Here is a 25,775-nt window from a genome sequence, read left to right on the forward strand (position 1 = left end):
GCTAGCCGATGCCCGCGAAGAGATCGTCTTCGCGGTCGTGCGGCTCGCCGAGACCGCCGGCCTCCTGCGGCACGCCCCTTCCTGCGGGCCCGCGCCGGCCGGCCTTGAGGATGAAGTGCTCGATGCCGATGGACTCGTGGCCCATGCTGTCGGAGATCACGAACCAGGGCGCGCTGAGGTCGATCTGCGAGCGGTGGGCCCGCATGGCGTCCAGCTTGGCGACGGCGTGGGGGCGGGCGTCGATCTCGGTGGTGACCTCCTCGTCGGCGGAGCCGAAGGGCAGGTCGTCCAGAGTCTCCTCGTTGAAGAAGTCGAAGTCGGTGTCGCGCATGGCCTCGGCGACCCGCCGCATCGCGGACTTCGGCATGGTCGTGAAGTAGAACTTGGCGATCTGCCAGGGCTCACCCTCACCGAACGAGGGATCGGCGGCCAGCTCGAACCCCCGCCAGGCGACCCGGTGCGCCTGGATGTGGTCGGGGTGGCCGTAGAAGCCGTTGTCGTCGTAGGTGACCAGCACCTGCGGCCTGACCTCACGAATGATCTTGACCAGCTCGCCGGCGGCCTCGTCGAGATCGGCCCGCCAGAAGCACTGGGGGTTGTCGTTGGCGGGGACGCCCATCATGCCGGAGTCGCGCCAGCGGCCGGGCCCGCCGAGGAACCTGTGGTCGTCGACGCCCAGGGCCTTGCACGCGGCCTCCAGCTCGCCGACGCGGTGCTCGCCGAGCCGGTCTTCCTTGTCCGCGGCGAGGTGGGCCAGGTCGGGCACCACGATCTCGCCCTCCTCACCGAGGGTGCAGGTGACGAGCGTGACGTGGGCGCCCTCCGCGGCGTACTTCGCCATCGTGGCCCCGGTGCCGCTCGTCTCGTCATCGGGGTGGGCGTGCACGAGCAGCAAACGACGTTCAGTCATGTGGTCGAGGGTATCCCCGGCCTCCGACAGGAAGCATCTCCCAACGTGTTGGCCTGGCAATATGAACAGCATGAGTGAGAGCTTTCCGCGTCTTTACGCCAGGACCCGCCGCTTCACCCTCGGAGTGCCCCGTGGCTTCGTCATCGCCCCCGACGGCGACCGCGTCGTCTTCCTGCGCAGCCGGTCGGGCACCGACCCGGTGACCTGCCTGTGGGAGCTCGACCTCTCCTCGGGCGCCGAGCGCATGGTGGTCGACCCCGCCGACCTCGGCGCGGCCGACGAAGACCTGCCCGCCGAGGAGAAGGCCCGCCGTGAGCGCGCCAGGGAGCAGGCCGGCGGCGTGGTGGCCTTCGGCGCCGACTCCGCGCTGACCTCGGCGGCCTTCGCGCTGTCCGGCGGGCTTTACCTGGCCGATCTGAGGTCTGGCGCCGTGCGGCGGCTCGACACCCCCGGCCCGGTGATCGACCCCCGCCTGTCCCCCGACGGCGCCCGCGTGGCGTACGTCACCGGCGGCGCCCTGCACGTCCAGGAGGTCGCCACGGGCGACGACCGCGCGCTGGCGTCCCCAGAGGGCGCCGGCGTGACGTACGGCCTGGCGGAGTTCATCGCCGCCGAGGAGCTTGACCGCATGCGCGGCTACTGGTGGTCCCCCGACGGCACGGCCCTGCTCGCCGAGCGTGCCGACGAGTCGCCCGTCCAGACCTGGCACATCGCCGACCCGGCCAACCCGTCCCGCACGCCCACGGCGGTGGCCTACCCATCGGCCGGCACGGCCAACGCCACCGTCGAGCTGCTCGTCCTCGGTCTCGACGGCTCCCGCACGCAGGTGCCCTTCGACGACGAATACCTGGTGACGGCCGTGTGGGACCGCCACGGCGCGACGATCGTGACGATGCCCCGCGACCAGAAGGCCATCCGCGTCCTCACCGTCGACCCCGCCACCGGCGCGACCGAGCTCGTGCGCGAGGACACCGACGACGCGTGGGTCGACGTCGTCGCCGGGGTCCCCGCGTGCCTCTCCGACGGCACGCTGGTGTGGGTGGCCGACGCAGGCGGCGGCCGGCGCCTGGTCGTCGGCGACGCCCCGGTCACCCCGCCGACCCTCCAGGTCCGCGACGTGCTCGGCGTCTCCGGCGACACCGTGCTGTTCCGCGCGAGCGCCGAGCCCACCGAGATCCATCTGTGGACCTGGTCGGGCGGGGCCATCTCCCCGGTCACCAGCGAGCCCGGCGTCCACAACGGCCGCCTGTCCGGCGGCACCCTGCTGGTCGTCAGCCAGACTCTCGACAGCCCCAGCACCACGGTGCGGGTCGAGAACGGCCAGAAGCGCCTGCACATCGCCTCGCTGGCCGAGCGGCCCAAGCTGGAGCCCCGCGTCTCGCTGGTCCGCACGGGCGAGCGAGAGCTGTCCACCGCCGTGCTGCTGCCGAGCGGGCACGTGCCCGGTTCCCGGCGCCTCCCCGTCCTCATGGACCCCTACGGCGGGCCCCACGCGCAGCGCGTGATGGCCTCGGGCCGTGGGTTCCTCGAGTCCCAGTGGTTCGCCGACCAGGGTTTCGCGGTGATCGTGGCGGACGGCCGGGGCACCCCGGGCCGGGGCCCCGCCTTCGAGCGCGAGGTGCTGCACGACCTGGCGACCCCCGCGCTCGAAGACCAGGTCGACGCCCTGAAGGGCGCCGCCCAGCTCTACCCGGGCGACCTCGACCTCTCGCGGGTGGCCATCAAGGGCTGGTCGTTCGGCGGCTTCCTCGCGGCGCTGGCGGTGCTGCGCAGGCCCGACGTCTTCCACGCGGCCATCGCCGGGGCACCCGTCACCGACTGGCGGCTCTACGACACCGCCTACACCGAGCGTTACCTCGGCCACCCCGGCGAGCTTCCCGACGTGTACGACCGGTCGTCGCTCATGGCCGACGCCGAGAAGCTCGAGCGGGCGCTGCTGCTCATCCACGGCCTCGCCGACGACAACGTGGTGGCGGCCCACACGCTGCGCCTTTCGTCGTCCCTCGTCGCCGCCGGCCGTCCCCACACCGTGCTGCCGCTTTCGGGCGTCACCCACATGACCCCGCAGGAGGTCGTCGCGGAGAACCTGCTGCTTCTCCAGGTGGAGTTCCTCAGGCGTTCCCTGGACGCCTGAGGTCCCACCCGGGCCCGGTCGTCAGCGGGAGATGCCGTGCCAGCTGTCCCACAGGGCGGCGTAGGCGCCTCCCGCGGCGACCAGCTCGTCGTGCGAGCCCAGCTCGCTGATGCGGCCGTCCTCGACGACGGCGACCCGGTCGGCGTCGTGCGCGGTGTACAGCCGGTGCGCGATGGCGATGACGGTGCGCCCGTCGAGCACGGCCGCCAGCGACCGCTCCAGGTGCCGCGCGGCGCGCGGGTCGATCAGCGAGGTGGCCTCGTCCAGCACCAGCGTGTGCGGGTCAGCGAGCACCAGCCGCGCGAGCGCCATCTGCTGGGCCTGCGCGGGCGACACCGCGAGGCCGCCCGAGCCGACGACCGTGCCGAGCCCGTCAGGAAGCGCCTCGACCCACTCCCACGCGTCGACGGCCTCCAGCGCCTCCTTGACGGCGGCGTCGTCGGCCTCGGGCCGCGCGATGAGCACGTTGTCGCGCACCGTGCCCCGGAACACGTGGTGTTCCTGGGTGACGAGCGCGACGTGGCCGCGCAGCTCGTCCAGGGGCAGGTCGACCAGCGGGACGCCGCCGACCGTCACCGAGCCGGTGCGCGGGCCGTGGATGCCCGCGAGCAGGCGGCCCAGCGTCGACTTGCCCGCCCCCGAGGGGCCGACCATCGCGAGCCGCTCACCCGGAGCGACCCGCAGCGAGACGCCGTGCAGCACGTCGTGGCCGTCGCGGTAGGAGTACCGCACGTCGTCGGCGACCATCGTCTCGCCGAGGGGGCGGCCCGCGCCCGCGTCGCGGTCGTCGGGCACGTTCGCCACGCCGAGCAGCCTGGCCATGGACGCCCCGCCGACCTGGAGCTCGTCGACCCACGACAGCAGCCGGTCGAGCGGGTCGATGAGCTGCTGCACGTACAGCGTGGCCGCGGTCACCTGGGCCAGCGAGACCCATCCGCGCAGGTAGAACAGGCCCCCGATCAGCAGTGTCGCGACGATGGGGATCACGTAGCCGAACTCCACCGAGGGGAACCACACCGTGCGCAGGCCAAGGGTGTAGCGCTCGGCCGCCCAGGACCGTGTGATGTCGGTGTCGGTGCGCTCGTGCCGGCGGCGCTGCAGGCCGAACGCCTCGACGGTCCTCGCGCCCTCCACGGTCTCGGTGAGGCCCTCGGTCATGTCCGCGTACGCGGCGTTCTCGCGCAGGTAGCCGTCCCTGGCCCGCTTGAGGTACCACCGGGTGGCGAACCAGATCAGGGGCACCGCGAGGAGCGAGGGCAGCACGAGCAGCGGCCCCACCAGGGCCAGCGCGCCCAGCACGAACGCGCCCGCCACCACGGCGATCAGCGTCTCCGGCACGGCGTGCCGCACCGTGCGCGACAGCGAGTCGACGTCCCGCGAGGTGCGGGTGACCAGGTCGCCCGAGCCCGCGCGCTCGACGGTCGACAGGGGCAGTGCGAGCACGCGGTCGACGAACTCCTCCCGCAGCTCGGCGAGCACCTTCTCGCCGAGCTTGGCGGAGACGTAGACCGCGTACCTGATGAGCACGGCCTGCACGACGACGAAGCCGGCGATGGTCAGCGCGACGGCGTCGACGCTGATGCCCGTGCCGTCGCGCACGCCCTCGACCAGCTCGCCCAGCAGGCGCGGCCCGGTCAGGCCCGCGACGGCGGCGAGGCCGTGCAGGCCCAGGGCCGCCGCGAGCCGGCGCGGATACTTCAGCGTCAGCCGCCTGGCGTACGCCCGCACCTGCGCCTGGTCGGCGACCGGCAGGATGCGCCTCTGGTCGCCGCTCGTGACCGGCTTGCCGTCGCCGGTGGGACGTTCGCCGGTCTCGCCCTCGTCCGCACGGCCCTCGCGCGTACGGTCCTCGCGCGGACGGTCCTCGGTGGCTCGGCTCTCGCCTGACGGGCTCTCCGCCAGCTCGCTCTCACTGGCCTGGCGCACGCTCACGGTCAGACCTCCCCTCGGGTCACGGTCGCGGTGTAGTCGGGATCGGTGGCGAGCAGCGAGCGGTGGGACCCCTCGGCGCGCACCCGGCCGTCCCGCATGTAGATCACGGTGTCCGCCCGGTCGAGCACCAGCGGGCTCGTGGTGCAGACCAGCGTCGTGCGCCCGAGACGGGCCTCCCCGAGCCGCTCGGCGATGCGCGCCTCGGTGTGGGCGTCGACCGCGCTGGTCGGCTCCACCAGGACGAGCACCTCGGGGTCGGCGAGCAGCGCGCGTGCGAGCCGCAGGCGCTGCTGCTGGCCGCCGGAGAACTCCCTGCCGGCCTCGGCCACGTGCGACTCGATGCCCCCGGGGAGCGCCTCGACGACGTCCTCGGCGCAGGCGGTGCGCAGGGCGCGCCGCAGGGCGTCCTCGGAGGCGGAGCCGGTGACGTCGAGCTGGTCGCGCAGGCGCCCGCTGAACAGCCTGGCGCCGTTGTCGGCCACCAGGATGCGGCGCCTGACCTCCTCCAGCGGCAGGTCGGCCAGTGGCACGCCGCCGAAGGTGGCCTCTGCCGCCACGTAGTGGCCGAGCCGGTCGGCGACGGCGATGGCGTCCTCGGGCACCGCGCCGGCCAGGGCGGTGAACCGTCCCTGCCGCACGGTGACGCCGGACGCCGCGTCCACCAGATCGCCCCCGGCGGTCACGGCCGTACCCGCGCCCTGGACCTCGGGGTCCAGCGACAGGATGCGGATGACCCTGCGGGCCGCCACATGGCCCTTGGTGAGCTTGTCGGCCGCCTCGGTGAGCGTGCGGAGCGGGCCCACCAGGAACAGCGCGTACCCGTAGAAGGCGACGAGCTGGCCGACCGTGATCGTGCCGTCCATCGCGTAGTGCGCGCCCCGCCAGGTGACGAAGGCGATGAGCATGCCCGGCAGCAGGAGCTGGGCGCCCTCCAGAGCGGCGTCCATCGACGCCACCCGCACTCCGGCTCCCCGCACCCGCTGGGACTCCTCGCGGTAGCGGTCGGAGAAGACCTGCTCGCCGCCGATGCCGCGCAGCACCCGGAGGCCCGCGACGATGTCGGAGGCCCGGGTGGCGAGGTCACCCTGGAGGTCGCGCTGCTCGTGCTGCCGCCGGTGCAGGGGCCTGAGCAGCGGGCCGACGGCCAGCGCCATCAGCGGGACGCCGAGCAGCACCATCAGGCCGAGCTGCGGTGAGGTTGTGATGAGGATCACCGTGACGGCGCCGATGGCGACGACCGAGCCGATGCCGCGCAGCAGGATGTCCATGGCGTTGCCGATGTGCGCGATGTCGGAGTTGCCGACGCTGATGACCTCGCCGGTCGACAGCAGCTTGGGCAGCGTGGCGCCGAGCCGGGTGGCCTGGCGCGCGGTGACCTGAACCGTGCGGTAGGCGGCGGCCAGCCAGTTGAAGACCGCCAGCCGGTGGCGCATCACACCGCCGAACGCGGTCACGACACCGAGACCGAGCAGCACCGCTGACCAGCGCACCAACCCCTCGGTGTCGCGTGTGGTGAGGCTGTCGACGGCCTTGCCGAGGGCCGAGGGGACGAGCGCCTGCCCCAGCCACCACAGCACGGCGAATCCGATGCCCGTGAGCAGCGGGCTCGCCTGCCCGCGTGCCACCCACCACAGGTACCGGAGCGGACTGCGGGCATCGGGAATGCCGGGATCGGCAAGAGGCAGGGAGCGCATAGCCCCTCCAGGCTGGCAAACCCTGGGGTGGCGCGGCAAACGATTTTTCCGGCCTCATGCGGCCATACCAGCGAAAACATCAGGCCTAGAACGCGGTCCGCGTAGATCGTCCGCCTTCGCTCGTCAACTATGGTTGACACGCTCCTGGTGTCAACTTATATTGACACTCATGAGCAACACGGCACAGCTGGCCTCCGACGCCGGCAGCCGCGATCCGGCCGTCGGCCTCCGGGCCGTACGGGCGCTGCGGACGCTGGTCGAGCGGCTGGAGGCACTCCAGGTGGACAACGCCCGCGAACAGGGCTGGTCCTGGCAGGAGATCGCGGTTCTGCTCGGCGTGAGCAGGCAGGCGGTCCACAAGAAGTACGCAGGCGGCCGAGGGCTACTGAGGCGGGAGAAGTAGGGATGTTCGAGCGGTTCCACGAGGACGCGCGCCAGACGGTCGTGCTCGCCCAAGACGAGGCCCGGCTGTTCAACCACGACTACATAGGGACCGAGCACTTGCTGCTCGCCCTTCTCCAGCAACCCGACACGGTGGCCGCGCGGGTCCTCGCGCGGCACGGGCTCGACCACGACCAGATCGGCGACGCCGTGGCCCGGCTCCTGGCGGCGGCGCCGGCCGACGATCTCGACGCGGGCGCGCTGGAGTCGATCGGCATCGACCTCGACGCGATTCGGGAGAAGGTCGAGGCCGCTTTCGGGCCGGGCGCCCTCGACCGGGAGCCCCGGCCGCGCCGCGGGCGCCCGTGGCGCCTCGGGGGCCACATCCCCTTCTCAGGACGTGCCAAGAAGGTGCTGGAGCTCTCGCTGCGCGAGGCCATCGCCCTCAAGCACAACTACATCGGCAACGGGCACATCCTTCTCGGCCTGCTCCGGGAGGGCCAGGGGCTGGCCGCCCGGGTCATCGCCGACGCGGGCGTCGACTTCGAGACCCTCCGCCGCGAGGTCCGCGTCGAACTGCGCTGACCTGAGGACGGGCACGCGCGCGTATCCAGGCCCGACGAGGCGCGAGACGCCTAGTCTCGGTGTCACAGGTCCTGGATTCGCGCGGTTCCGGATCCGTGAGCGGGAAGGTAGGCGGATGAACGGGGGCAGACCGGTCGCCACGATCGTGGAGGTGGAGGACGGCCTGTGGCAGGCCTCGCTTCCCGGCATCGGCACCGTCACGGTGGACGACCCGCGCATGGCCGCATGGCAGCTCCAGGAGCTGGTCGCGGAGCAGCGGGTCATCAACGTGCTGGACGTCTCCCCGCCGGTGCTGGCCGGCGCCGACGGGGAGCCGGTGTTCGCCTTCCTGCTGCAGTTCACCGCCTGCGGATCCGACAGGGACGATCTCGACGTCTACGCCGAGGTCAAGGCACATCCGCCCTCGGGCTGCCGGTGGTCACCCGAGCCCCACCGCCCGGGCCTGCTGTGCCTGCGTCCGGGATCCTCGCCGCTGGACGCCATCGCGGGAGTGGTGTCCGAGGTCAGGGACCGGTACGGACTCGGCACCGAGCTCACCGACCTCGGCTTCGACCGGTTGTGGGAATGGTTCGGCGACCACGAACGCCGCACCGAGCTGGTGGCCCACCTGCTCCTGATGGCCGCCCACCGCGCCGGCCTGCTCGGACTGGACTCCGATGACCTGGTGAAGTTCCTCCGCGAGGTCATGCCACCCCGATCACCGGCCTGACCCCGGACCCCGGGCGCGCATGCCACTCCGATCGCCGGCCTGCGCCTGAACTCGGCCGCGTCCCGCTAGTGCGCTGATCTCGGCTCGGCCGGCAGGCGGTGCAGCGCCTCCACCAGAGGCGCGAGCTCGGGGGTCTGCTCGGCCTCGGCCAGCGCCTTGGCGAGGACCGCGTCGTGGGCCGGCCGGGCCCTGGTGAGCAGCTCCCACCCCTGGCCGGTGAGCTCGGTGTAGATGCCCCGGCGGTCGTCCTGGCACAGGATGCGGGTCAGCAGGCCGCGATCTTCGAGCCGGTTCACCAGCCGCGTGGTCGCGCTGCTGGAGAGCGCGGCGGCGCGGGCGAGCTGCTGCATGCGCATGTGCCAGCCGTCCTGTCGCGACAGCGCGTCCAGCACCGTGTACTCCACGACCGACAGGACGTACTCGGACTGCAGCTCACGCTCCAGCGCGGCCTCGATCAGGCCGTGGAGCGCCGCCAGCGTGCGCCAGCCCTGGGCGCGGACCTCCACCGCGTCGTCCCCGATCCCCATGACCGCCTCCTGAGGGGCCTGGGCCCTCCCCCTGGGACGGCCGTTCACCTTCTGCAAGCAGCTTACACGCCAGTGGCGATTAAGCGCGTGTGCAAGTATATTGTTGCCCACGCGGCTAGTTGCATACGCGTTTAATCATCGGAAGGAAAGACGGATGCCTCTCGGTCTGCTCGCCCTTGCCATCGGGGGTTTCGGCATCGGACTCACCGAGTTCGTCATCGCCGGCCTGCTACCCGAGGTCGCCCGTGATTTCGGCGTCACGGAGGCCGCCGCCGGCTGGCTCATCTCCGGGTACGCGCTGAGCGTCGCCATCGGCGCCATCGGCCTCACGGCCGCCGCGACGAGGTTCAACCGCAAGCACGTGCTGCTCGGCCTGATGGTGCTGTTCATCATCGGCAACCTGCTGTCCGCGATCGCTCCCGGCTACGCGGTGATGATGCTCGGCCGGGTCGTCGCCGCCCTCTGTCACGGCGCGTTCTTCGGCATCGGATCCGTGGTCGCCGCCGACATGGTGGCACCGGCCAAGCGGGCCGGCGCGATCGCCATGATGTTCGCCGGCCTCACCACCGCCAACGTCCTCGGCGTGCCGTTCGGCACCTTGCTGGGCCAGCAACTGGGCTGGCGCTCCACGTTCTGGGCCATCACCGTCATCGGCGTCATCGCCCTGATCGGCGTGGCGACCCTGGTCTCCGGCCGGAGCCCGGACGGCGCGCGGGACGCCGGGCTACGGGGCGAGCTGGCCGCCTTCACCCACCCGCAGGTCTGGTTGTCGCTCACCGTCACGGTCCTCGGCTTCGGCGGCATGTTCGGCGCCTTCACCTACATCGCGTACACCCTGACCGAGGTCAGCGGGTTCGCCTCCTCGGCGGTGCCGTGGCTGCTGGTCCTGTTCGGCGCCGGCCTGTTCGCCGGTAACTTCGCGGGCGGCAAGGCGGCCGACAGGTCCGTTCCCCGCACGTTGATCACCGTCCTCGCCGCGCTCACCGTCGTGCTGGGGGTGTTCGCCCTCACCGCGCACAACCAGGTGATGACGACGATCTCCCTGGTCCTGATGGGGGCCTTCGGGTTCGCCACGGTGCCGGGACTGCAGATGCGGATCATGCACTACGCGGACCGGGCGCCCACGCTTGCCTCGGGGGCGAACATCGCGGCGTTCAACATCGGCAACGCCTTCGGCGCGTGGCTCGGCGGCCTGACCCTCGCCGCCGGCCTGGGATACACCGCGCCCATCTGGACTGGCGCGGCCCTCACCCTCGCCGGGCTGGCCGTGCTCGTACCCGCCACCCGTCTCGCCTCCCGGCGCACCGAACCGATTCCCGTACCGCAGTACTCCGACAACCTCGCCGGCTGACCAGGTCTCACTAGGACCGTGGGCCGGGTATGACGTAGACAGGAGGCAGCGGGGGCCCAGAACGCGTGACGGGGAGCCTGGCGTCACTGGGGCCGGGCCTGGCGAGGGCCGGGTGTGTGCGGGGGCCGGCGTCGCAGGTGGTTGACGTCGCGGGGGCCGGGTGTGCGGGGCCACGGGGGCGGCGTCTGGACGCTGGGGGTGGTGGACGCCCTGAGGCGGGAGAATCCGCTGGGGACCTGACTGGTCGGGCCTGGCGAGCACCGTCTCAGCGTCTGCCCTGACCGTCTTCATCTCCGGCCGCTTCGATGTCCGGCCGCTTCGATGTCCAGCCGATTGAATGTTTGGCCGATTGAATGTTTGGCCGATTGAATGTTTGGCCGATTGAATGTTTGGCCGATTGATTCCTGCCGGTGCCATCGGTCCTGGATCTGGATGGCGATCGTCTCAATCGGCTTGGCCTGGCCTGTCCGTGTGCTTTCTTATGTGCTGTCGAGTGGAGCTGATCTACCGTTTTCTGAAGGAGTGTTCGCCGGGCTGGCGGTGTGGTTTATCGTACCGGGCCGAATGGTTTGCTTATTCTTAGTCCCAGGTGGTGCCGGGGGTGCGGCCGTAGCTGTCCCAGGTGGTGCCGGCGGTGCGGGAGTACGAGTCCCAGGTGGTGCCGGCGGAACGCTTCGAGGCGGTGGAGTTCGTCATTTCTCTGTCTCTTTTCTGGAGGGCTGTGTATTTGTTCTCGCACAAACAACTCTGCGGCAACCACAACCCACAAACCAGACGAACCGGCGGCAGCAAGCTGCACCGCCCTGACCGCTTCCTGCCACCCCCACACGCGACATGCCGAGCTGAGCCATAACCCCAGGTCAGGACGTCAGTACATCGCCACCGCGGGCCACTGAAACCGGTTCTCTCCCGTTGAGTGCCGCACTCCGTGACACCAGTCAGCCCTGATCTTTGGGCGACGGCCGGATCTTTCAGCGACGGCCAACGGCGCCCGTCGCGGGAACCACTCGTACCGGGCGCATGTGACCAGCCGTCAGGGCAGTCGGTCGCGCGTGCATCGTTCTGCAGTAGGTGACCGGCGCGTCGGCTGGTTGGGTCGGGCTGAGGCTGCCGTCGCACGGGTAGGGCCCCGCTCGCCGTGGATGTGGGCATGATCGCCGGGTGGGAAGCACTCGGGTGCCCCGGTCACCCGGGTGCCGGGAGGGAACAACATGCCCAGCCCAACCGGACAGCTTCACCGCCACGCCTGGCTCCTGTCGGGCCTGGTTTGCGCCGCGTGCTGGCTTGCCACCGTCATGGCCATCGCCATTCGTCAGGTCCGGCATCCGGCCCTTCTGCGCGCGGCTCCGAGGCCTGGGTGGGGGCAGCTCCCTGACCCGTCACGGCAGGTGCCAGGAAGGCTCGTCACCCGTTCGTCGCAATGGCAGACAAGGCGGAGCTGTCAGGCGATCTTGGTGGGGAGCCGGCCGGCGGAACCTGGAGAGTGACCTCTCGGCATTGACCGGGCCGTTTCAGTGTCTAGGGCTTCGATGCTTGCCGATGCCATCATCTCTCAAAGAACGATGGTCTTAGTCGGCTTGGCAGAGCCTGTTCACATACTTTCGATGTTCACTGTGAAGCGTAGATAACTTTTGTCGGTTTCAAACTTTAGATAGATGAAGCTTCAAGCGTGGTTCGCGTACCGGCTTAGGTGATTTGATTTCGCTTAGTCCCAGGTGGTGCCGGCGGCGCGCGAGTAACTGTCCCAGGTGGTGCCGGCGGTGCGGGAGTACGAATCCCAGGTGGTTCCGGCGGCGCGGGTGGAGTTGACCGCGGAGAAGGTGGTGTTCGTCATTTCTCTGTCTCTTTTCTGGAGGGCTGTGTATTTGTTCTCGCACAAACAACTCTGCGGCAACCACAACCCACAAACCAGACGAACCGGCGGCAGCAAGCTGCACCCCCCTGACCGCTTCCTGCCATGCCCACAGGAGACATACCGCCGTGAACCCGTGCGGAAGGCATCCTTCCAGGTCAGGGCCCCGGCCGACCAGCGGCACCAGCACGCCCTACCGCAGCTCAGGCCCGACGTGCAAGACCCGTTTGGGGCTCGAACCACGCCACCAGGTGAGCCCGAACACCTCACCAGAGCCGCCGCAAGCCGAGGGCATCACCTCGGCGGGGGATGAAAGGATAAGCCGTATCCTTTCATCGCCGTCGTCGGCGTGTAAGGATCGCGGCCCTCATGGAAGGCGCGGGTCGGTCCAAAAGCGTAGATATGCAACTCTGCACCGGGGCACTGGTCGGCCGTGCTGTTCGACGGAATCCCGCCGCATCGATGGGGCCTCCGGCCGCTCGCTACCCCGGCGGTGTCACTACGGACTCCGGCCGTGTCGCTGGGGACGGGAACCATTGAGAAGTCGGGTGGACACCCCGCAGGGCATGGCTAAGTTCGTTGCCGCTGTAGGTGGGTGAAATCCAAACCCTGCTGTGGCGGACTGGATACCGTGTTGGGGTGACGGAGTCCTTCCAGGTGGTGGATGCCACAGACTGGCCCGTGGACCTGTTTGAGGTGGGCGGATCAGAGGAGAAGGTCTGGCTGAACGATCCGAAGACTGGACGGCGGGCCCTGTTCAAGCCCAATGTGCGGCATGACAACGCCGAGCAGGCGGACCACTGGCCGGAGAAGTTCGCGTCCGAGCTGGCGCGCCTGATGGGCGTACCGGCGGCCGATATCGATCTTGTGGTTCGGGATGGGCGCCGGGGATGCGTCTCCTACGATGTCAAGCCTTCCGATGGTTGGGAGCTGCAGCCGGGCTGGCTGCTGCTCGCCCATCTGCTTGGGAACCATGACCCGATGGATAAGCAGCACCAAGGGCACACCTTGCCGAACATTCGGGAAGTCCTGAAGGACTACGGCCAGCCGCCGGGGTTCGTAGGCCCCGCCGATCTGGGCGCGTTCGATGTCTTCGTTGGCTACTTGGTGCTCGACGGCTTGATCGCCAACCGCGACAGGCACCCGGCGAACTGGTCGGTGCTGCGCGGGCCGGGCGTTGGAGATCAGAGGCTGTCTCCTTCCTACGATCATGCGACGAGCCTCGGCTTCAGTCTCACAGACGAGGAGCGGACTCGGAAGTTGCGCGACGAGAGGGAATGGGAAGCATTCCTGCGGAGGGGCACGGCGCATCGGTTCGAAGGGTGTCGTCAGATTCCCCTGGTTGACTTCGCGTCGGAGGCGTTGGGGCTTGTTGGCCCAGGAGCTCGCGGATACTGGCTTGACCGGCTGGCGGCCTGCGATGAAGATCGCATTACGTGTCTGGCCGCGTCCATCCCCGAAATGTCGGAGGCCGCACGTAGGTTCGCAGTGGAGCTCGTGGACACTAACAGGAGGAGGTTGTTGGATGCCTAGTTCGACCCGGCGGACCATGTCCGCGCGTGCGGGTAGCACGATGGACGCGCCTCGACTGCTGGTCGCCTGGCAAGACCCACGAAGCCGTTTGATCATGCCCGTTGGCGTCCTCGATCAGCTCTCTGCAGGCTTCTCTTTCGCTTATTTGCAACGAGTGCTGGACATTCCCGGCTTCCGCCCCCTGCTGGGCTTCGAGGATCTAGAGCGCCGCTATGAGTCGGCCGAGCTGTTCCCGCTGTTCCGCCAGCGTCTCATGGATTCGCGCCGATCCGACTACCACCGTTACTTGACCATTCTGGGTTTGCCTGAAGGCGCTCCGGCCTTGGTCGTGTTGGGCAGGTCGGAAGGCCGCCGTGCGGGAGATTCGATCTTCCTGATGGCCGAACCCAAGGTCGACGACGAAGGCCGGACGTCCGCAAGCTTTTTCGTGCACGGCACGCGTTACAAGGCAGGAGCCGAATCCCGGATCTCGGCTCTTCACGAGGGCGAGCTGCTCGTCTTGAGGGACGATAAGCAGAATCCGGTTAATTCCCGTGCGCTCCTGGTAACGCATGGCGGAGACGAGCTCGGCTGGATTCCAGATCTCCTACTTGATTACGTCCATGTTGTTCGAGATGTCGGCGGCATGACAATTCGTGTAGCTCAGGTGAACAGAGGCGACGTTCCGCCTAACCTGCGTCTCAGGGTCCAACTCCAAGGCTCCGTACGGGAAGGCTATCTGCCATTTCGTGGTGAAGAGTGGGCTACGACCGCTTGATGGTCAGCCACAGCTGGCTGTTCGGTTTGTAGCTGAGTGGGTTCTCTGATAGTCAGCCGGTCGGGTGGCGGATGCCGGTGGAGAGATCAGGCAGTTCCCCCGAGCGGGAGAAATTCTCGTACGTTTTACTAGGGCTTGGATAATGCCGGGTTTCGATTTAGCCGGTCTCTACGGGTTTGATTAGTCCCAGGTGGTGCCGGGGGTGCGGGAGTAGCTGTCCCAGGTGGTTCCGGCGGTGCGGGAGTAGGAGTCCCAGGTGGTGCCGGCGGAGCGGGTGGAGATGGCCGGGGAGAAGGTCGTGTTCGTCATTTCTCTGTCTCTTTTCTGGAGGGCTGTGTATTTGTTCTCGCACAAACAACTCTGCGGGAATCACAACCCACAAACCAGACGAACGGGCGGCAGCAAGCTGCACCGCCCTGACCGCTTCCTGCCACCCTTGTCCACGAAAGGCCGCGCCAGCCGAGGGCCCGGTCAAGGTTGAAGGCGGCGCTAGCCCAGAGCCTGATCGAGGTTGAAGGCCGCGCTAGCCGAGGGCTTGGTCGAGGTTGAACGCGGCGCTGATCAGCGCCAGGTGGGTGAAGGCCTGGGGGAAGTTGCCGAGTTGCTCCCCGGTGTGCCCGATCTGCTCCGCGTACAGGCCGAGGTGGTTGGCGTAGGTCAGCATCTTCTCGAAGGCCAGCCGGGCCTCGTCCAGGCGCCCGGCGCGCGCCAGCGCTTCCACGTACCAGAACGAGCAGATCGAGAACGTGCCCTCGATGCCCCGCAGCCCGTCGGGGCTCACGGTGGGGTCGTAGCGGTACACCAGCGAGTCGGAGACCAGTTGCTCGCCGAGCGCGTCCAGGGTGGACAGCCACTTCGGGTCGGTGGGCGAGACGAACTTGGCCATCGGCATCATGAGCACGGAGGCGTCCAGCACTTCGTCGTCGAAATGCTGGACGAACGCGTGCAGTCTGGGCGACCAGCCGAGCCGCATGATCTGCCGGTAGATCGCGTCGCGGGCCTCCCGCCAGCGCGGTATCTCGGCGGGCAGCCCGCGATGGATGGCCACGCGCATCGCTCGTTCGATCGCCACCCAGCACATCAGCCGCGAGTACACGAAGTTCTTGCGCCCGCCGCGGGTCTCCCAGATTCCTTCGTCGGGCTTGTCCCAGTTCTGGCAGACCCACTCCACCAGCATGCAGAGCTCGTCCCAGCGGTCACTGGAGATGGGCTTGCCCCATTTGTCGTAGAGGTAGATGGAGTCGATGAGCGCTCCATAGATGTCGAGCTGAAGCTGGCCGACGGCCGCGTTCCCGACGCGTACCGGGGCGGATCCCTCGTAGCCCTCCAGATGGCCGAGCTCTTGCTCGGGCAGTTCGGTGGCCCCGTCGATGCCGTACATGATCTGCAGCGGGCCGGAGAGACCGTCGCCGCTGAGGGTGACGTGCTCGGACAGGAAGCCCATGAAGGCCTCCGCCTCGTCGGTGAACCCGAGCCTGAGCAGCGCGTACACGCAGAAGGCCGCGTCGCGGATCCATACGTAGCGGTAGTCCCAGTTGCGCTCGCCGCCGATCTGCTCGGGGAGGCTGGTCGTGGGCGCCGCGACGATCCCTCCGGTCGGGGCGTAGGTGAGCAGCTTCAGCGTGAGCGCGGAGCGGTGCACCACCTCCCGCCACCGGCCGCGATAGCGGGAGGAGGACAGCCAGTGACGCCAGTACTTCACCGTGGCGGCGAACTCCTGCTCGGCCTCGGCGAGCGGGCACGACCGCGGCGTCACGCCCTCGCAGGCCCGGTCGAGCGCGAACACCGCCTGCTCGCCCTCGTGGAGCTTGAACTGCGAGAGCACGTCCTGTCCATCGCAGTCGATCGGCACGCTGGCGGTCAGGATCAGCGAGAGGTCCTCTGACTCGAAGATCGCCTGACCGTCCTCGACGCGCGTGGTGTGCGGTTGGGTCGCGTAGCCGAACCGTGGCGCCACGAGGGCCCGGAACGGCAGCGTTCCGCGCACGCAGATCACCCGCCGGATCAGCCGGTGCCGATCGATCTCGCGGGAGTCGTCCGCGATCGGCATGAAGTCCTGGACCTCGGCCACTCCGTCGGCGGCGAAGAACCGGGTGATCAGAACGTTGGTGTCGGGGAAGTAGAACTGCTTGGTCGTGGCCGGCACGTCGGCGGCCAGTTGGAATGATCCGCCGCGGCCGGCGTCCAGGATGGACCCGAACACGCTCGGGGCGTCGAAGCGCGGGCAGCAGTACCAGTCGATGGTGCCGTTCGTGCCCACGAGGGCGACCGTACGAAGGTCGCCGATCAGCCCGTGATCGGCGATCGGCAGATAGGCGGAGCCGTCGGAACGGCAGAACCCTCCAGCCGCCATGTCACCCTCTCCCCCATGAGCCCCTCCCTCAAGCTATGCATTTAAGGCATTTGTCCAGGTATGTCCCGCGTCAAAGAGACGCCAGATTTAGCCCGGCAGGACGCCCGGGCAACCGTACGGCTTTGGCACCGCCTACCGATCCGCACCTCGTCTACGTCGAGTCCCACTCATACCCGAATCGCCAGCGGCGACCATACTCTTGCCTGATCCATCAGGGGGCGTTGTGATGCCGTAGTCGGGTGCCGGGAGGCGTCGCACGCCTTCTGGCACAACATCAACGCGCCCCTCAAAGAGACAGCGGCGCGCATGGATCTACGGAGATTTGACACAATTACGAGAAGCACCTGCATGATGACTCTCCGGAGTGTATGACGTATGGCTAGTGACTGTCATACACTCAAGGGGCAAGCAGTGATCGAATGGCCCGCGGAGATCGAGTGGGATGAACACAACGAACTCCACGCGACACGCCACAAGGTGAGTGCACTGGAGATCGAACAGTCACTCTGCAATGGTCCCGTCTACCGGAGGAACAAGCGGGAGCGATCAGGCGATTACATCGCCGTGGGGTACACAGACGGAGGACGTCACGTAGCCGTTGTGGTCGCGTGGAAGGCTGACACCAAATCCATACGGCCGATCACGGCATGGGAGTTGGAATGAAAGAGCCAGATCAGATGAGCGAAGCAGAGCTGGCCGACTACTACTACACCCATCGCGATGAGCCAGACGCTTTGGGCGAAGAGGTTCTACAGACACAACCGACCCGCTTGTCCACCATGGTCTCGGTTCGGTTCGCCCCCGATGAGGCCACAGTCGTACGCCGGGCCGCCAATGAGGCGGGAATGACACTCTCCTCCTACCTTCGGCACTGTGCCCTGGCTGCTTCTAATCGACCAGTTGACCTCGATCGGGTACGTCGCGACGTGGAGGAGGCGGGCCAGCGGCTTAACGACGCCCTGATGGTGCTCCACACGCGACAGGCGGGCTGACCCCTCCCTAAGATCAGTTTCCGCCGAGAGCCGTACCCGCGGTGGTACGGCTCTAGCCTGCGAAAGTTACTTCGCGGCCTTCAGGTAGTCGCGGTTCATCTGGGCGATGACGTCCAGGGAGATGCCCTTGGGGCAGACGGCGGTGCACTCGCCGGTGTTGGTGCAGCCACCGAAGCCTTCGAGGTCCATCTGCTCCACCATCGCGATGGCGCGGGAGTCGCGCTCGGGCTGGCCCTGCGGGAGCAGGCCCAGGTGCGTGATCTTCGCGGCGGTGAACAGCGAGGCCGAGCCGTTGGGACAGGCGGCCACGCAGGCGCCGCACCCGATGCAGGTGGCGGCGTCGAACGCGTCGTCGGCGTCGTCCTTCTTCACCGGGACGCTGTGCGCGTCCGGAGCCGAGCCCGCGGGCACGGAGACGAAGCCGCCGGCCTGGATGATGCGGTCGAAGGAACTGCGGTCGACGACCAGGTCCTTCACCACCGGGAAGGGCGCGGCGCGCCACGGCTCGATGGTGATCGTGGCGCCGTCCTCGAAGTGGCGCATGTGCAGCTGGCACGTCGTCGTGGCCCGCTGCTCGCCGTGGGCGACGCCGTTGATGACCATGCCGCACATGCCGCAGATGCCCTCGCGGCAGTCGTGGTCGAACGCGACGGGGTCGTCGCCTTCGAGGATGAGCCGCTCGTTGAGGACGTCCAGCATCTCCAGGAAGGACATGTCCGGCGACACGTCCTTAACCTGATAAGTCACCATCTGTCCGCTGTCGGCGGGGCCGTTCTGCCGCCAGACCTTCAGGGTGAGGTTCACTTGTAGCTCCGCTGGCTCATCTTGACGTACTGGTAGTCGAGTTCTTCCTTGTGCAGCACCGGGGCGCCCTCGCCGCCATGCTCCCAGGCGGCGACGTACGCGAAGTTCTCGTCGTCGCGCAGCGCCTCGCCGTCCTCGGTCTGGGACTCGCCCCGGAAGTGGCCTCCGCAGGACTCGGTGCGGTGCAGCGCGTCGAGGCACATCAGCTCGGCGAGGTCGAAGAAGTCCGCGACCCGCCCCGCGCGCTCCAGCGCCTGGTTGAGGCCCTCCTCGTCACCGGGCACCTTCACGTTGTTCCAGAACTCCTCACGAAGCTCCGGGATGCGCTCAAGGGCCTTGCGCAGGCTCTCCTCGGTGCGCTCCATGCCGCAGTACTCCCACATGATCTTGCCAAGCTCGCGGTGGTAGGAGTCGGCCGTACGGGTTCCGTCGACCGACAGCAGGCGTCCGATCTTGCCGGTGACCTGGCCGAGCGCCTCGTCCACGGCTCCCTGGTCGACCTCACCGAAGGGCCCGTCCGCCAGGTAGTCGCCGATCGTGGTCGGCAGGACGAAGTACCCGTCGGCCAGCCCCTGCATCAGCGCGGAGGCGCCGAGGCGGTTGGCGCCGTGGTCGGAGAAGTTGGCCTCGCCGATCACGAACAGGCCGGGGATCGTCGACTGCAGGTCGTAGTCGACCCACAGCCCGCCCATCGTGTAGTGGACGGCCGGGTAGATGCGCATGGGCCGGGTGTAGGGGTCCTCGCCGGTGATGCGCTCGTACATCTCGAAGAGGTTGCCGTACTTCTCCTCGATGGCGTCCCTGCCGAGGCGGGTGATCGCGTCGGCGAAGTCCAGGTAGACGCCGAGCCCGCCAGGCCCGACGCCACGGCCCTCGTCGCAGACGTTCTTGGCGGCCCGGGAGGCGATGTCGCGCGGCACCAGGTTCCCGAAGGCCGGGTAGATGCGCTCCAGGTAGTAGTCGCGCTCGGCCTCGGGGATGTCCGCGGGAAGCCGGTCGTCGCCCTTGCGGAGCGGCACCCACACCCTGCCGTCGTTGCGCAGCGACTCCGACATCAGCGTCAGCTTCGACTGGTAGTCGCCGCTGACCGGGATGCAGGTCGGGTGGATCTGCGTGTAGCACGGGTTGCCGAAGTAGGCGCCGCGGCGGTGCGCCCGCCAGATCGCCGAGGTGTTGCAGCCCTTGGCGTTGGTGGACAGGAAGAACACGTTCCCGTACCCGCCGGTGGCCAGCACGACCGCGTCGGCGAGGTGCGTCTCGATCTCGCCGGTCACCAGGTCGCGGACGATGACGCCGCGCGCCCGTCCGTCGCTGATGACGAGGTCGAGCATCTCGTGGCGCGTGTGCATCTCGACCGTCCCGGCGGCGATCTGGCGCTCCAGGGCCTGGTACGCGCCCAGCAGGAGCTGCTGGCCCGTCTGCCCGCGCGCGTAGAACGTGCGGGAGACCTGCGCGCCGCCGAAGGAGCGGGTGTCGAGCAGGCCGCCGTACTCGCGGGCGAACGGCACGCCCTGGGCCACCGCCTGGTCGATGATGTTCACGCTGACCTGGGCGAGCCGGTAGACGTTCGACTCGCGGGCGCGGAAGTCGCCGCCCTTGACGGTGTCGTAGAACAGCCGGTGGATCGAGTCGCCGTCGCCTCGGTAGTTCTTGGCCGCGTTGATCCCGCCCTGCGCGGCGATCGAGTGCGCGCGCCGGGGCGAGTCCTGGTAGCAGAACGACTTGACCTTGTAGCCCAGCTCGCCGAGCGTCGCCGCGGCCGATCCGCCGGCGAGCCCGGTGCCGACCACGATGACGTTGAGCTTGCGCTTGTTGGCCGGGTTGACCAGCCGGGCCGAGAAGCGGCGCGTGTCCCAGCGCTCCTCGATGGGCCCCTCGGGGGCCTTCGTGTCGCGAATCGGCTCGCCGATCGTGTAGTTCACTTCACTGCTCCGATCATCACGGCGATGGGGACGGCGACGAAGCCCAGGACGAGCACGGCGGAGAAGACGGCGGCGAAGGCGTTGAGCAGGTGGCGCCTGCGGCCGTTGGCCAGGCCGAGCGTCTGGAACGCGCTCCACAGGCCGTGGCGCAGGTGGAGGCCGACCATGGCCAGCGCCACGATGTAGAAGGCCGTCACCCACCAGCGGGAGAGGGCGAAGCCGGCCACGACGCGGTCGTACGGGGTGGCGTCGAAGCCCTTGGGGTTGACCGCCCCGAAGGTCAGGTCGAGCAGGTGCCAGACCACGAACAGCAGGATGATGACCCCGCCGTACCGCATGGTGCGCACGACGTACCCGCTCGCCTGCGATCTGCGCTTGGCGACGTACTTCACGGGCCGGGCCTTCGAGGCGCGGCGGGCCAGCGAGACCGCCGACCACATGTGGAGCACGACCGCGAGGGTCAGCACGATCTCGGTGACGGTCAGCAGGCTGCGGCCGGGTACCGCGGGCTCGCCCACGGTGCGCAGCCACTCGGCGTAGGAGTTGAAGGACTCGGCGCCGAGGAAGATCTTGAGGTTGCCCAGCATGTGACCGATGAGGAAGAGCACCAGCACGGCGCCGGTCACCGCCATGACGGCCTTCTTGCCGTTGGACGACCTGAAGAGGCCCCGGAACCCCGGGGACCTCCCCGGCGCCGGCGTCTTGGGAGGCGTGGCGCGGGGCGTCACCCTTGCGGTGGCCGCACCGCGTTCGATCGTCGATGTCACGTCTTCGGACGCTAGGTAAGGGATCCGTAAGCGTCCAAGTCATGAAACGCCTGGTCCCGATAGCCAGAGGCTATGCCCCATGGCTCCGTACGTCTGGCGGCGCGGGCGCGGGCGCGCGATGCGAGCAATCTCACAAGCCTCGCCCGCGAGAAACCGTCCAGAACCGCCCCCGTACGCTGTGAGACGTGCAGCTACAGCAACTCGCCTCGTTCGTCGCTGTGGCCGAGACCTCCCACTTCACGCACGCGGCGGAGCGGATGCGGGTCGCCCAGCCGTCGCTGAGCAAGCAGATCAAGACCCTGGAGACCGAGCTGGGCGCGCCGCTGTTCAGCCGCGCCAGGGGCAACGTGACCCTCACGCCCGCCGGCGAGGCGCTGCTCCCCCTCGCCCGCCGCATGCTCGCCGACGCGGACACGGCCCGCCGCGAGGTCGCCGAGCTGGCCGGGCTCCGCCGGGGACGGGTGCGGCTCGGCGCCACCCCTTCCCTGTGCGCGGGGCTGCTGGCCGAGGCGCTGGCCCGGTTCCACCGCGACTACCCCGGCATCGACCTGCTGGTGGAGGAGGGCGGGTCGCGGGATCTCGTCCGCGACCTGGCGCGGGGCCAGCTCGACCTGGCACTGATCATCCTGCCCCTGCACAGCAGCGACCCGTCGCTGATCACCGAGGAGATACTCAAGGAGAACCTCGTCGTCGCGTGCCCCGCCGCGACGCGGGGGCGCAAGCCGTACATCCGCATCGACGAGCTGCGCGGGCGGTCTCTGGTGATGTTCCGCCGGGGGTACGACCTGCGCGAGGCGACGCTCAGCGCCTGCCGGCAGGCGGGGTTCGAGCCGCGCTTCGCCGTTGAGGGCGGCGAGATGGACGCCGTGCTGCGGTTCGTCGAGGCGGGGCTCGGGGTCGCGGTGGTGCCGTCGATGGTCCTCGACGGGCGGCCGGGCCTGGCGGGCACCCCACTCGCCCCCCCGGGGCTTCGCCGCACGATAGCGCTCGCTCACCGCAAGGACGTGGAACCTACCCGGGCGGCTCAGGCCTTCCGCGCTACGCTGCTTTCCTACCTGTCGGATGCCGCCGAGGAGGGTTCGTTGCCGCAGGGTGTCGGTTTGGCCTCACCCCGGGCCGAGTAGTCCTATCGGGTTACCCGCCGGTAATACAGTGGCATTTCATATGCTTCATACCCCCAAGTCACGGTTTCGTACTTTCATGCGTCTGGACGACTTTCGCTATATGGTGCAGGGCAACAGCCAAGGTCAACCACCACTTCACAAGAGGCACCAGTGACCGCGCTCTCGCCCGGCATGCCGGAGGCGCCGACCGAGATGCAGACGATCCTCCTCATCGAGGACGACGCGGGTGACGCGTTCCTGGTCGAGGAATTGCTGGCCTCCGCCCCGACACCGCCGAAGATCATCTGGGCGCGCAGCCTCGCCGAGAGCCGTGACCGGCTGACCGCCGAGGTGCAGTGCGTGGTGGTCGACCTCTCGCTTCCCGACGCCACCGGGCTGGAGGCCCTGCGCCAGGTGCTCTCGATGGCCCCCAACACCGCAGTGCTGGTGCTCACGGGCCTCAACGACGCCCACGTGGGGGTCGAGGCCGTCGCCGCGGGCGCGCAGGACTATCTGGTCAAGCAGGACGTCGACGAGCGGCTACTCGCCCGCGCCATCAGCTACGCCATCGAGCGCAAGCGCGCCGACCTCGCCCAGCGCAAGCTGGCCGACGCCCAGCACCTCAGCCGCGAGAACGCCCGGCTGGAGCACGGCCTGCTGCCCGTGCCCATGCTGAAGAAGGAGCTCGAGCGCGAAGGCCTGCAGCACCAGGCCCGCTACCTGCCCGGGCGCAGGCAGGCGCTCCTCGCGGGCGACTTCTGGGACACGGTCCAGACCCCCGACGGCGCCGTGCACGTGGTCATCGGCGACGTCTGCGGCCACGGCCCCGACGAGGCCGCCCTGGGCGTCGCCCTCCGCATCGCCTGGCGCACCCTGGTGCTCGCCGGCCACACGGGCAACGAGCTGCTCGCGACCCTCGACAGGGTGCTGCGCAACGAGCGCAAGTCGCCGGAGATCTTCACGACCATGTGCATGGTCGCGATCGACCCCGACCTGAGCCACGCCCGGCTCCACGTGGTCGGCCACCCGCCGCCCCTGTTCGTGCGCGGCGGGGTACGGCGCGGCGTCCTCGACGTCGTGGCCGAGGCGCCCTCCGGCCCGCCACTGGGCATCTTCAGCGACGTCGAGTGGACCACGATCGAGCTGGAGCTCGGCGACGACTGGTCGATGCTCCTCTACACCGACGGCCTGATCGAGGCCACGGTGGGCGGCGGGCCCGACCTGCTCGGCACCGAGGGGCTCATCCGGCTCATCCGCGAGCAGGGCGAGATCGACCTCGACAGGATCATCACCGCCGTCCAGGAGATGCACAGGGACGCGCTCAGCGACGACCTCGCGGCCGTACTGGTCGGCAGAGGTCCGCTGTGACCGACCTCGCCCCCCTGCCCCCGCCCGCGCCGCCGAGCGGCTTCGGGCGGCTCCCCCTCGGGCGGTGGTTCCTCATCGCCGGGATGCTCGTCGCGCTCGCCTTCGTCGTCGGCACGGGCATGACCATCGCCACGATCGGCGACATGCGGACGGCCCGTGAGGCGGTCGTCGACGTGATAGACCCGGCCGTCCTGCGCACCCTGGAGATCGCGACCTCCCTGTCCGCCCAGGAAAGCTCCATCCGCACCTACGGGCGTACGAACGAGGACCAGTACCTCCAGGACTACAAGGCCGGTCTCGGGGCCGAGGCGGCCGCGACGGCGAAGCTCGGCGCGCTGATGGCCCGGATGCCCGAGGGGACGGCCAAGGCCGACCTCGCGCGCCTGGTCGAGGCCTCGTCCGCCTGGCGCCGCGACTACGCCGAGGTGGTGATCGCCAAGGTGCCGACGCTGAAGACGCGGACCGCCACCACCTACGCCCAGGTCAACAACCAGCGCTTCACCGCCGTACGGGCGGCGCTCTCCGCGCAGCAGCAGAACCTCGGGCGGTTGCACGACAAGGGCAGCGCCCGCATCGAAGCCGGCTGGCGCACCTTCTACCTCGTGCTGATCCTGCTGGCGGTCGTGGCCGTGGGCGCCGCTGTGACCTTCACGCTGATCGTCAGGTACATCGTGCTCCGGCCGATCTCCCAGCTCACCCAGCAGGTGAGGGCCGTGGCGCTCGGCGACTTCGACCGCACCCTGCAGGTCGAGCGGCCGGCCGAGCTGGCGGAGCTGTCCGGCCGCGTCGACGCCATGCGCGGGCGCATCGTGCGCGAGTGGCGCCGCGCCGCCGAGGCCCAGCGCCAGCTGTCCGACCAGACCGCCGAGCTGCGGCGCTCCAACGCCGAGCTGGAGCAGTTCGCCTACGTCGCGAGCCACGACCTGCAGGAGCCGCTCCGCAAGGTCGCGAGCTTCACGCAGATGCTGGAGCAGAGGTACGGAGACCAGCTCGACGACCGCGCGAAGCAGTACGTCGCCTTCGCGGTGGACGGCGCGAAGCGCATGCAGCTCCTGATCAACGATCTCCTGGACCTCTCCCGCGTCGGCCGCGTGGGCGGCGAGAAGGCCCCCACGGACATGCGGAAGGTGCTGGACACCGCGGTGGGCAACCTCTCGGCGCAGATCGAGGACACCGACGCCACCGTGACCCACGACGAGCTCCCCGCGGTCTTCGGCAACAGGGTGCTGCTGACCCAGCTGTTCCAGAACCTCATCGGCAACGCTCTGAAGTTCCGCTCCGGGGAGCCGCCCAACGTCCACATCTCCGCCACGGAGCGAGGGGACATGTGGGAGTTCGCCTGCGCCGATAACGGCATCGGTGTCGACAGCAAGTACGCTGACCGGATCTTCTTGATATTTCAGCGCCTGCACCCGCGGGACGTGTACCCGGGCACCGGCATAGGCCTGGCGCTGTGCAAGAAGATCGTCGAATTCCACGGCGGGAAGATCTGGCTGGAAGACTCCGCCGACGGCCGGCCAGGCACGACATTCCGCTGGACCTTGCCCGCGATTCCCGGAGAACTGCATGGATGACTACCGCTTCATCGACGTCCTGCTCGTGGAGGACGACCCAGGAGACGTCCTGCTGACGCAGGAGGCGTTCGAGCACAACAAGGTCCAGAACACCCTGCACGTGGTGAGCGACGGCGAGCAGGCCATGGCCTTCCTGCGCCGGGAGGGCCAGTACGCCGAGGTGCCGAGGCCCGACCTGATCCTGCTCGACCTCAACCTGCCCCGCAAGGACGGCAGGGAGGTGCTGGAGGACATCAAGGCCGACGCCGACCTCAGGAGCATCCCCGTGGTCGTCCTCACGACCTCCGAGGCCGAAGAGGACATCCTGCGGAGTTATCATTTGCACGCGAACGCGTACGTCGCCAAGCCAGTGGACTTCGACCAGTTCATCCGGGTGGTGCGACAGATCGACGACTTCTTCGTGACGGTCGTCAAACTGCCAAGAACTGGTCAACGTTCCTGAGGCTGACTGAGACGTGACGGGAATCACACCAGGTCAGTCGAAAAAGTGAGTGACCCTTCTCACACAGAGGGATCGCGCCGTCGTA

At 68.9% G+C, this 25,775-nt stretch carries 22 protein-coding genes; 12 read left to right on the top strand and 10 right to left on the bottom strand.

The annotated features are described in order from the left end of the window. Position 1 precedes the first annotated feature (1 nt). The gene (gene mshB, locus OG589_RS31655) at positions 2 to 910 is read right to left on the bottom strand and encodes an N-acetyl-1-D-myo-inositol-2-amino-2-deoxy-alpha-D-glucopyranoside deacetylase (protein WP_405141647.1); all 909 of its coding nucleotides are present in this window, start codon (positions 908 to 910) and stop codon (positions 2 to 4) included. A gap of 70 nt (positions 911 to 980) precedes the next feature. On the opposite strand from mshB, the gene OG589_RS31660 reads away from it, so the two are divergent. After that, positions 981 to 3,044: an LpqB family beta-propeller domain-containing protein gene (locus OG589_RS31660; RefSeq protein ID WP_405141648.1), complete on the top strand. Its 2,064-nt coding sequence runs from the start codon at positions 981 to 983 to the stop codon at positions 3,042 to 3,044. A gap of 21 nt (positions 3,045 to 3,065) precedes the next feature. Here OG589_RS31660 and OG589_RS31665 read toward each other — a convergent pair whose 3' ends face one another. Beyond that, on the bottom strand, positions 3,066 to 4,799 hold the full coding sequence (locus OG589_RS31665; protein ID WP_405152170.1) for an ABC transporter ATP-binding protein: 1,734 nt from the start codon (positions 4,797 to 4,799) through the stop codon (positions 3,066 to 3,068). Positions 4,800 to 4,978: 179 nt separating this feature from the next. Then, complete coding sequence (locus tag OG589_RS31670) at positions 4,979 to 6,670, bottom strand: ABC transporter ATP-binding protein (RefSeq protein WP_405141649.1); 1,692 nt, start codon at positions 6,668 to 6,670, stop codon at positions 4,979 to 4,981. A gap of 169 nt (positions 6,671 to 6,839) precedes the next feature. Here OG589_RS31670 and OG589_RS31675 point away from each other — a divergent pair, with 169 nt between their 5' ends. From OG589_RS31675 to OG589_RS31685, 3 genes are all read left to right on the top strand, one after another. Next, positions 6,840 to 7,073 (top strand): helix-turn-helix domain-containing protein, encoded by a 234-nt coding sequence (locus tag OG589_RS31675; protein WP_363916241.1) that lies wholly within the window; start codon positions 6,840 to 6,842, stop codon positions 7,071 to 7,073. 2 nt (positions 7,074 to 7,075) lie between these two features. Continuing rightward, entirely contained in the window at positions 7,076 to 7,636 is a 561-nt protein-coding gene (locus OG589_RS31680; RefSeq protein ID WP_405141650.1) for a Clp protease N-terminal domain-containing protein, read from the top strand. Positions 7,637 to 7,751: 115 nt separating this feature from the next. Beyond that, positions 7,752 to 8,345: a hypothetical protein gene (locus tag OG589_RS31685; RefSeq protein WP_405141651.1), complete on the top strand. Its 594-nt coding sequence runs from the start codon at positions 7,752 to 7,754 to the stop codon at positions 8,343 to 8,345. Positions 8,346 to 8,410: 65 nt separating this feature from the next. Here the strand turns inward: OG589_RS31685 and OG589_RS31690 are convergent, their stop codons facing one another. Further along, positions 8,411 to 8,872 (bottom strand): MarR family winged helix-turn-helix transcriptional regulator, encoded by a 462-nt coding sequence (locus OG589_RS31690; RefSeq protein ID WP_405141652.1) that lies wholly within the window; start codon positions 8,870 to 8,872, stop codon positions 8,411 to 8,413. A 154-nt stretch (positions 8,873 to 9,026) separates the two neighbouring features. On the opposite strand from OG589_RS31690, the gene OG589_RS31695 reads away from it, so the two are divergent. Continuing rightward, entirely contained in the window at positions 9,027 to 10,223 is a 1,197-nt protein-coding gene (locus OG589_RS31695; RefSeq protein WP_405141654.1) for an MFS transporter, read from the top strand. A 1,705-nt stretch (positions 10,224 to 11,928) separates the two neighbouring features. Here OG589_RS31695 and OG589_RS31700 read toward each other — a convergent pair. Next, positions 11,929 to 12,057: a hypothetical protein gene (locus OG589_RS31700; RefSeq protein WP_405141655.1), complete on the bottom strand. Its 129-nt coding sequence runs from the start codon at positions 12,055 to 12,057 to the stop codon at positions 11,929 to 11,931. Positions 12,058 to 12,714: 657 nt separating this feature from the next. On the opposite strand from OG589_RS31700, the gene OG589_RS31705 reads away from it, so the two are divergent. Together OG589_RS31705 and OG589_RS31710 are read left to right on the top strand one after the other, a co-directional pair. Then, a complete protein-coding gene (locus OG589_RS31705) occupies positions 12,715 to 13,608 on the top strand; it encodes a HipA domain-containing protein (RefSeq protein ID WP_405141656.1) in 894 nt (297 codons plus the stop codon). A 40-nt stretch (positions 13,609 to 13,648) separates the two neighbouring features. Next, positions 13,649 to 14,365: a hypothetical protein gene (locus OG589_RS31710; RefSeq protein WP_405141657.1), complete on the top strand. Its 717-nt coding sequence runs from the start codon at positions 13,649 to 13,651 to the stop codon at positions 14,363 to 14,365. Positions 14,366 to 14,545: 180 nt separating this feature from the next. On the opposite strand, the gene OG589_RS31715 is transcribed toward OG589_RS31710, so the two are convergent. Together OG589_RS31715 and OG589_RS31720 are read right to left on the bottom strand one after the other, a co-directional pair. Then, on the bottom strand, positions 14,546 to 14,674 hold the full coding sequence (locus tag OG589_RS31715; RefSeq protein WP_405141658.1) for a hypothetical protein: 129 nt from the start codon (positions 14,672 to 14,674) through the stop codon (positions 14,546 to 14,548). A 214-nt stretch (positions 14,675 to 14,888) separates the two neighbouring features. Beyond that, the gene (locus OG589_RS31720; RefSeq protein ID WP_405141659.1) at positions 14,889 to 16,718 is read right to left on the bottom strand and encodes a glycoside hydrolase family 15 protein; all 1,830 of its coding nucleotides are present in this window, start codon (positions 16,716 to 16,718) and stop codon (positions 14,889 to 14,891) included. Between the two features lie 659 nt (positions 16,719 to 17,377). On the opposite strand from OG589_RS31720, the gene OG589_RS31725 reads away from it, so the two are divergent. Next, positions 17,378 to 17,710: a plasmid mobilization protein gene (locus OG589_RS31725; protein ID WP_405141660.1), complete on the top strand. Its 333-nt coding sequence runs from the start codon at positions 17,378 to 17,380 to the stop codon at positions 17,708 to 17,710. 66 nt (positions 17,711 to 17,776) lie between these two features. Here OG589_RS31725 and OG589_RS31730 read toward each other — a convergent pair whose 3' ends face one another. From OG589_RS31730 to OG589_RS31740, 3 genes are read right to left on the bottom strand one after another with little or no spacing between them, the layout of a single operon-like run. Then, the gene (locus OG589_RS31730) at positions 17,777 to 18,514 is read right to left on the bottom strand and encodes a succinate dehydrogenase/fumarate reductase iron-sulfur subunit (RefSeq protein WP_405141661.1); all 738 of its coding nucleotides are present in this window, start codon (positions 18,512 to 18,514) and stop codon (positions 17,777 to 17,779) included. Beyond that, positions 18,511 to 20,436 (bottom strand): fumarate reductase/succinate dehydrogenase flavoprotein subunit, encoded by a 1,926-nt coding sequence (locus tag OG589_RS31735; protein ID WP_405141662.1) that lies wholly within the window; start codon positions 20,434 to 20,436, stop codon positions 18,511 to 18,513. Before OG589_RS31735 ends, OG589_RS31730 begins: the two co-directional genes overlap by 4 nt. Continuing rightward, complete coding sequence (locus OG589_RS31740; RefSeq protein WP_405141664.1) at positions 20,433 to 21,203, bottom strand: succinate dehydrogenase cytochrome b subunit; 771 nt, start codon at positions 21,201 to 21,203, stop codon at positions 20,433 to 20,435. Before OG589_RS31740 ends, OG589_RS31735 begins: the two co-directional genes overlap by 4 nt. 185 nt (positions 21,204 to 21,388) lie before the next feature. Here OG589_RS31740 and OG589_RS31745 point away from each other — a divergent pair, with 185 nt between their 5' ends. The 4 genes from OG589_RS31745 (at position 21,389) to OG589_RS31760 (ending at position 25,690) form a co-directional block, all read left to right on the top strand. Further along, the gene (locus tag OG589_RS31745; RefSeq protein ID WP_405141666.1) at positions 21,389 to 22,327 is read left to right on the top strand and encodes a LysR family transcriptional regulator; all 939 of its coding nucleotides are present in this window, start codon (positions 21,389 to 21,391) and stop codon (positions 22,325 to 22,327) included. A gap of 150 nt (positions 22,328 to 22,477) precedes the next feature. Next, the gene (locus OG589_RS31750) at positions 22,478 to 23,674 is read left to right on the top strand and encodes a PP2C family protein-serine/threonine phosphatase (protein ID WP_405141668.1); all 1,197 of its coding nucleotides are present in this window, start codon (positions 22,478 to 22,480) and stop codon (positions 23,672 to 23,674) included. Continuing rightward, positions 23,671 to 25,248 carry an ATP-binding protein gene (locus OG589_RS31755; protein ID WP_405141670.1) on the top strand — a complete coding sequence of 526 codons (1,578 nt, stop codon included), beginning with the start codon at positions 23,671 to 23,673 and terminating at the stop codon, positions 25,246 to 25,248. The genes OG589_RS31750 and OG589_RS31755 overlap by 4 nt, the downstream gene beginning before the upstream one ends. After that, a complete protein-coding gene (locus OG589_RS31760) occupies positions 25,241 to 25,690 on the top strand; it encodes a response regulator (RefSeq protein WP_358546218.1) in 450 nt (149 codons plus the stop codon). Before OG589_RS31755 ends, OG589_RS31760 begins: the two co-directional genes overlap by 8 nt. Positions 25,691 to 25,775 lie beyond the last annotated feature (85 nt).

This window comes from Sphaerisporangium sp. NBC_01403, assembly GCF_045040145.1.
GTDB lineage: Bacteria > Actinomycetota > Actinomycetes > Streptosporangiales > Streptosporangiaceae > Sphaerisporangium > Sphaerisporangium viridialbum.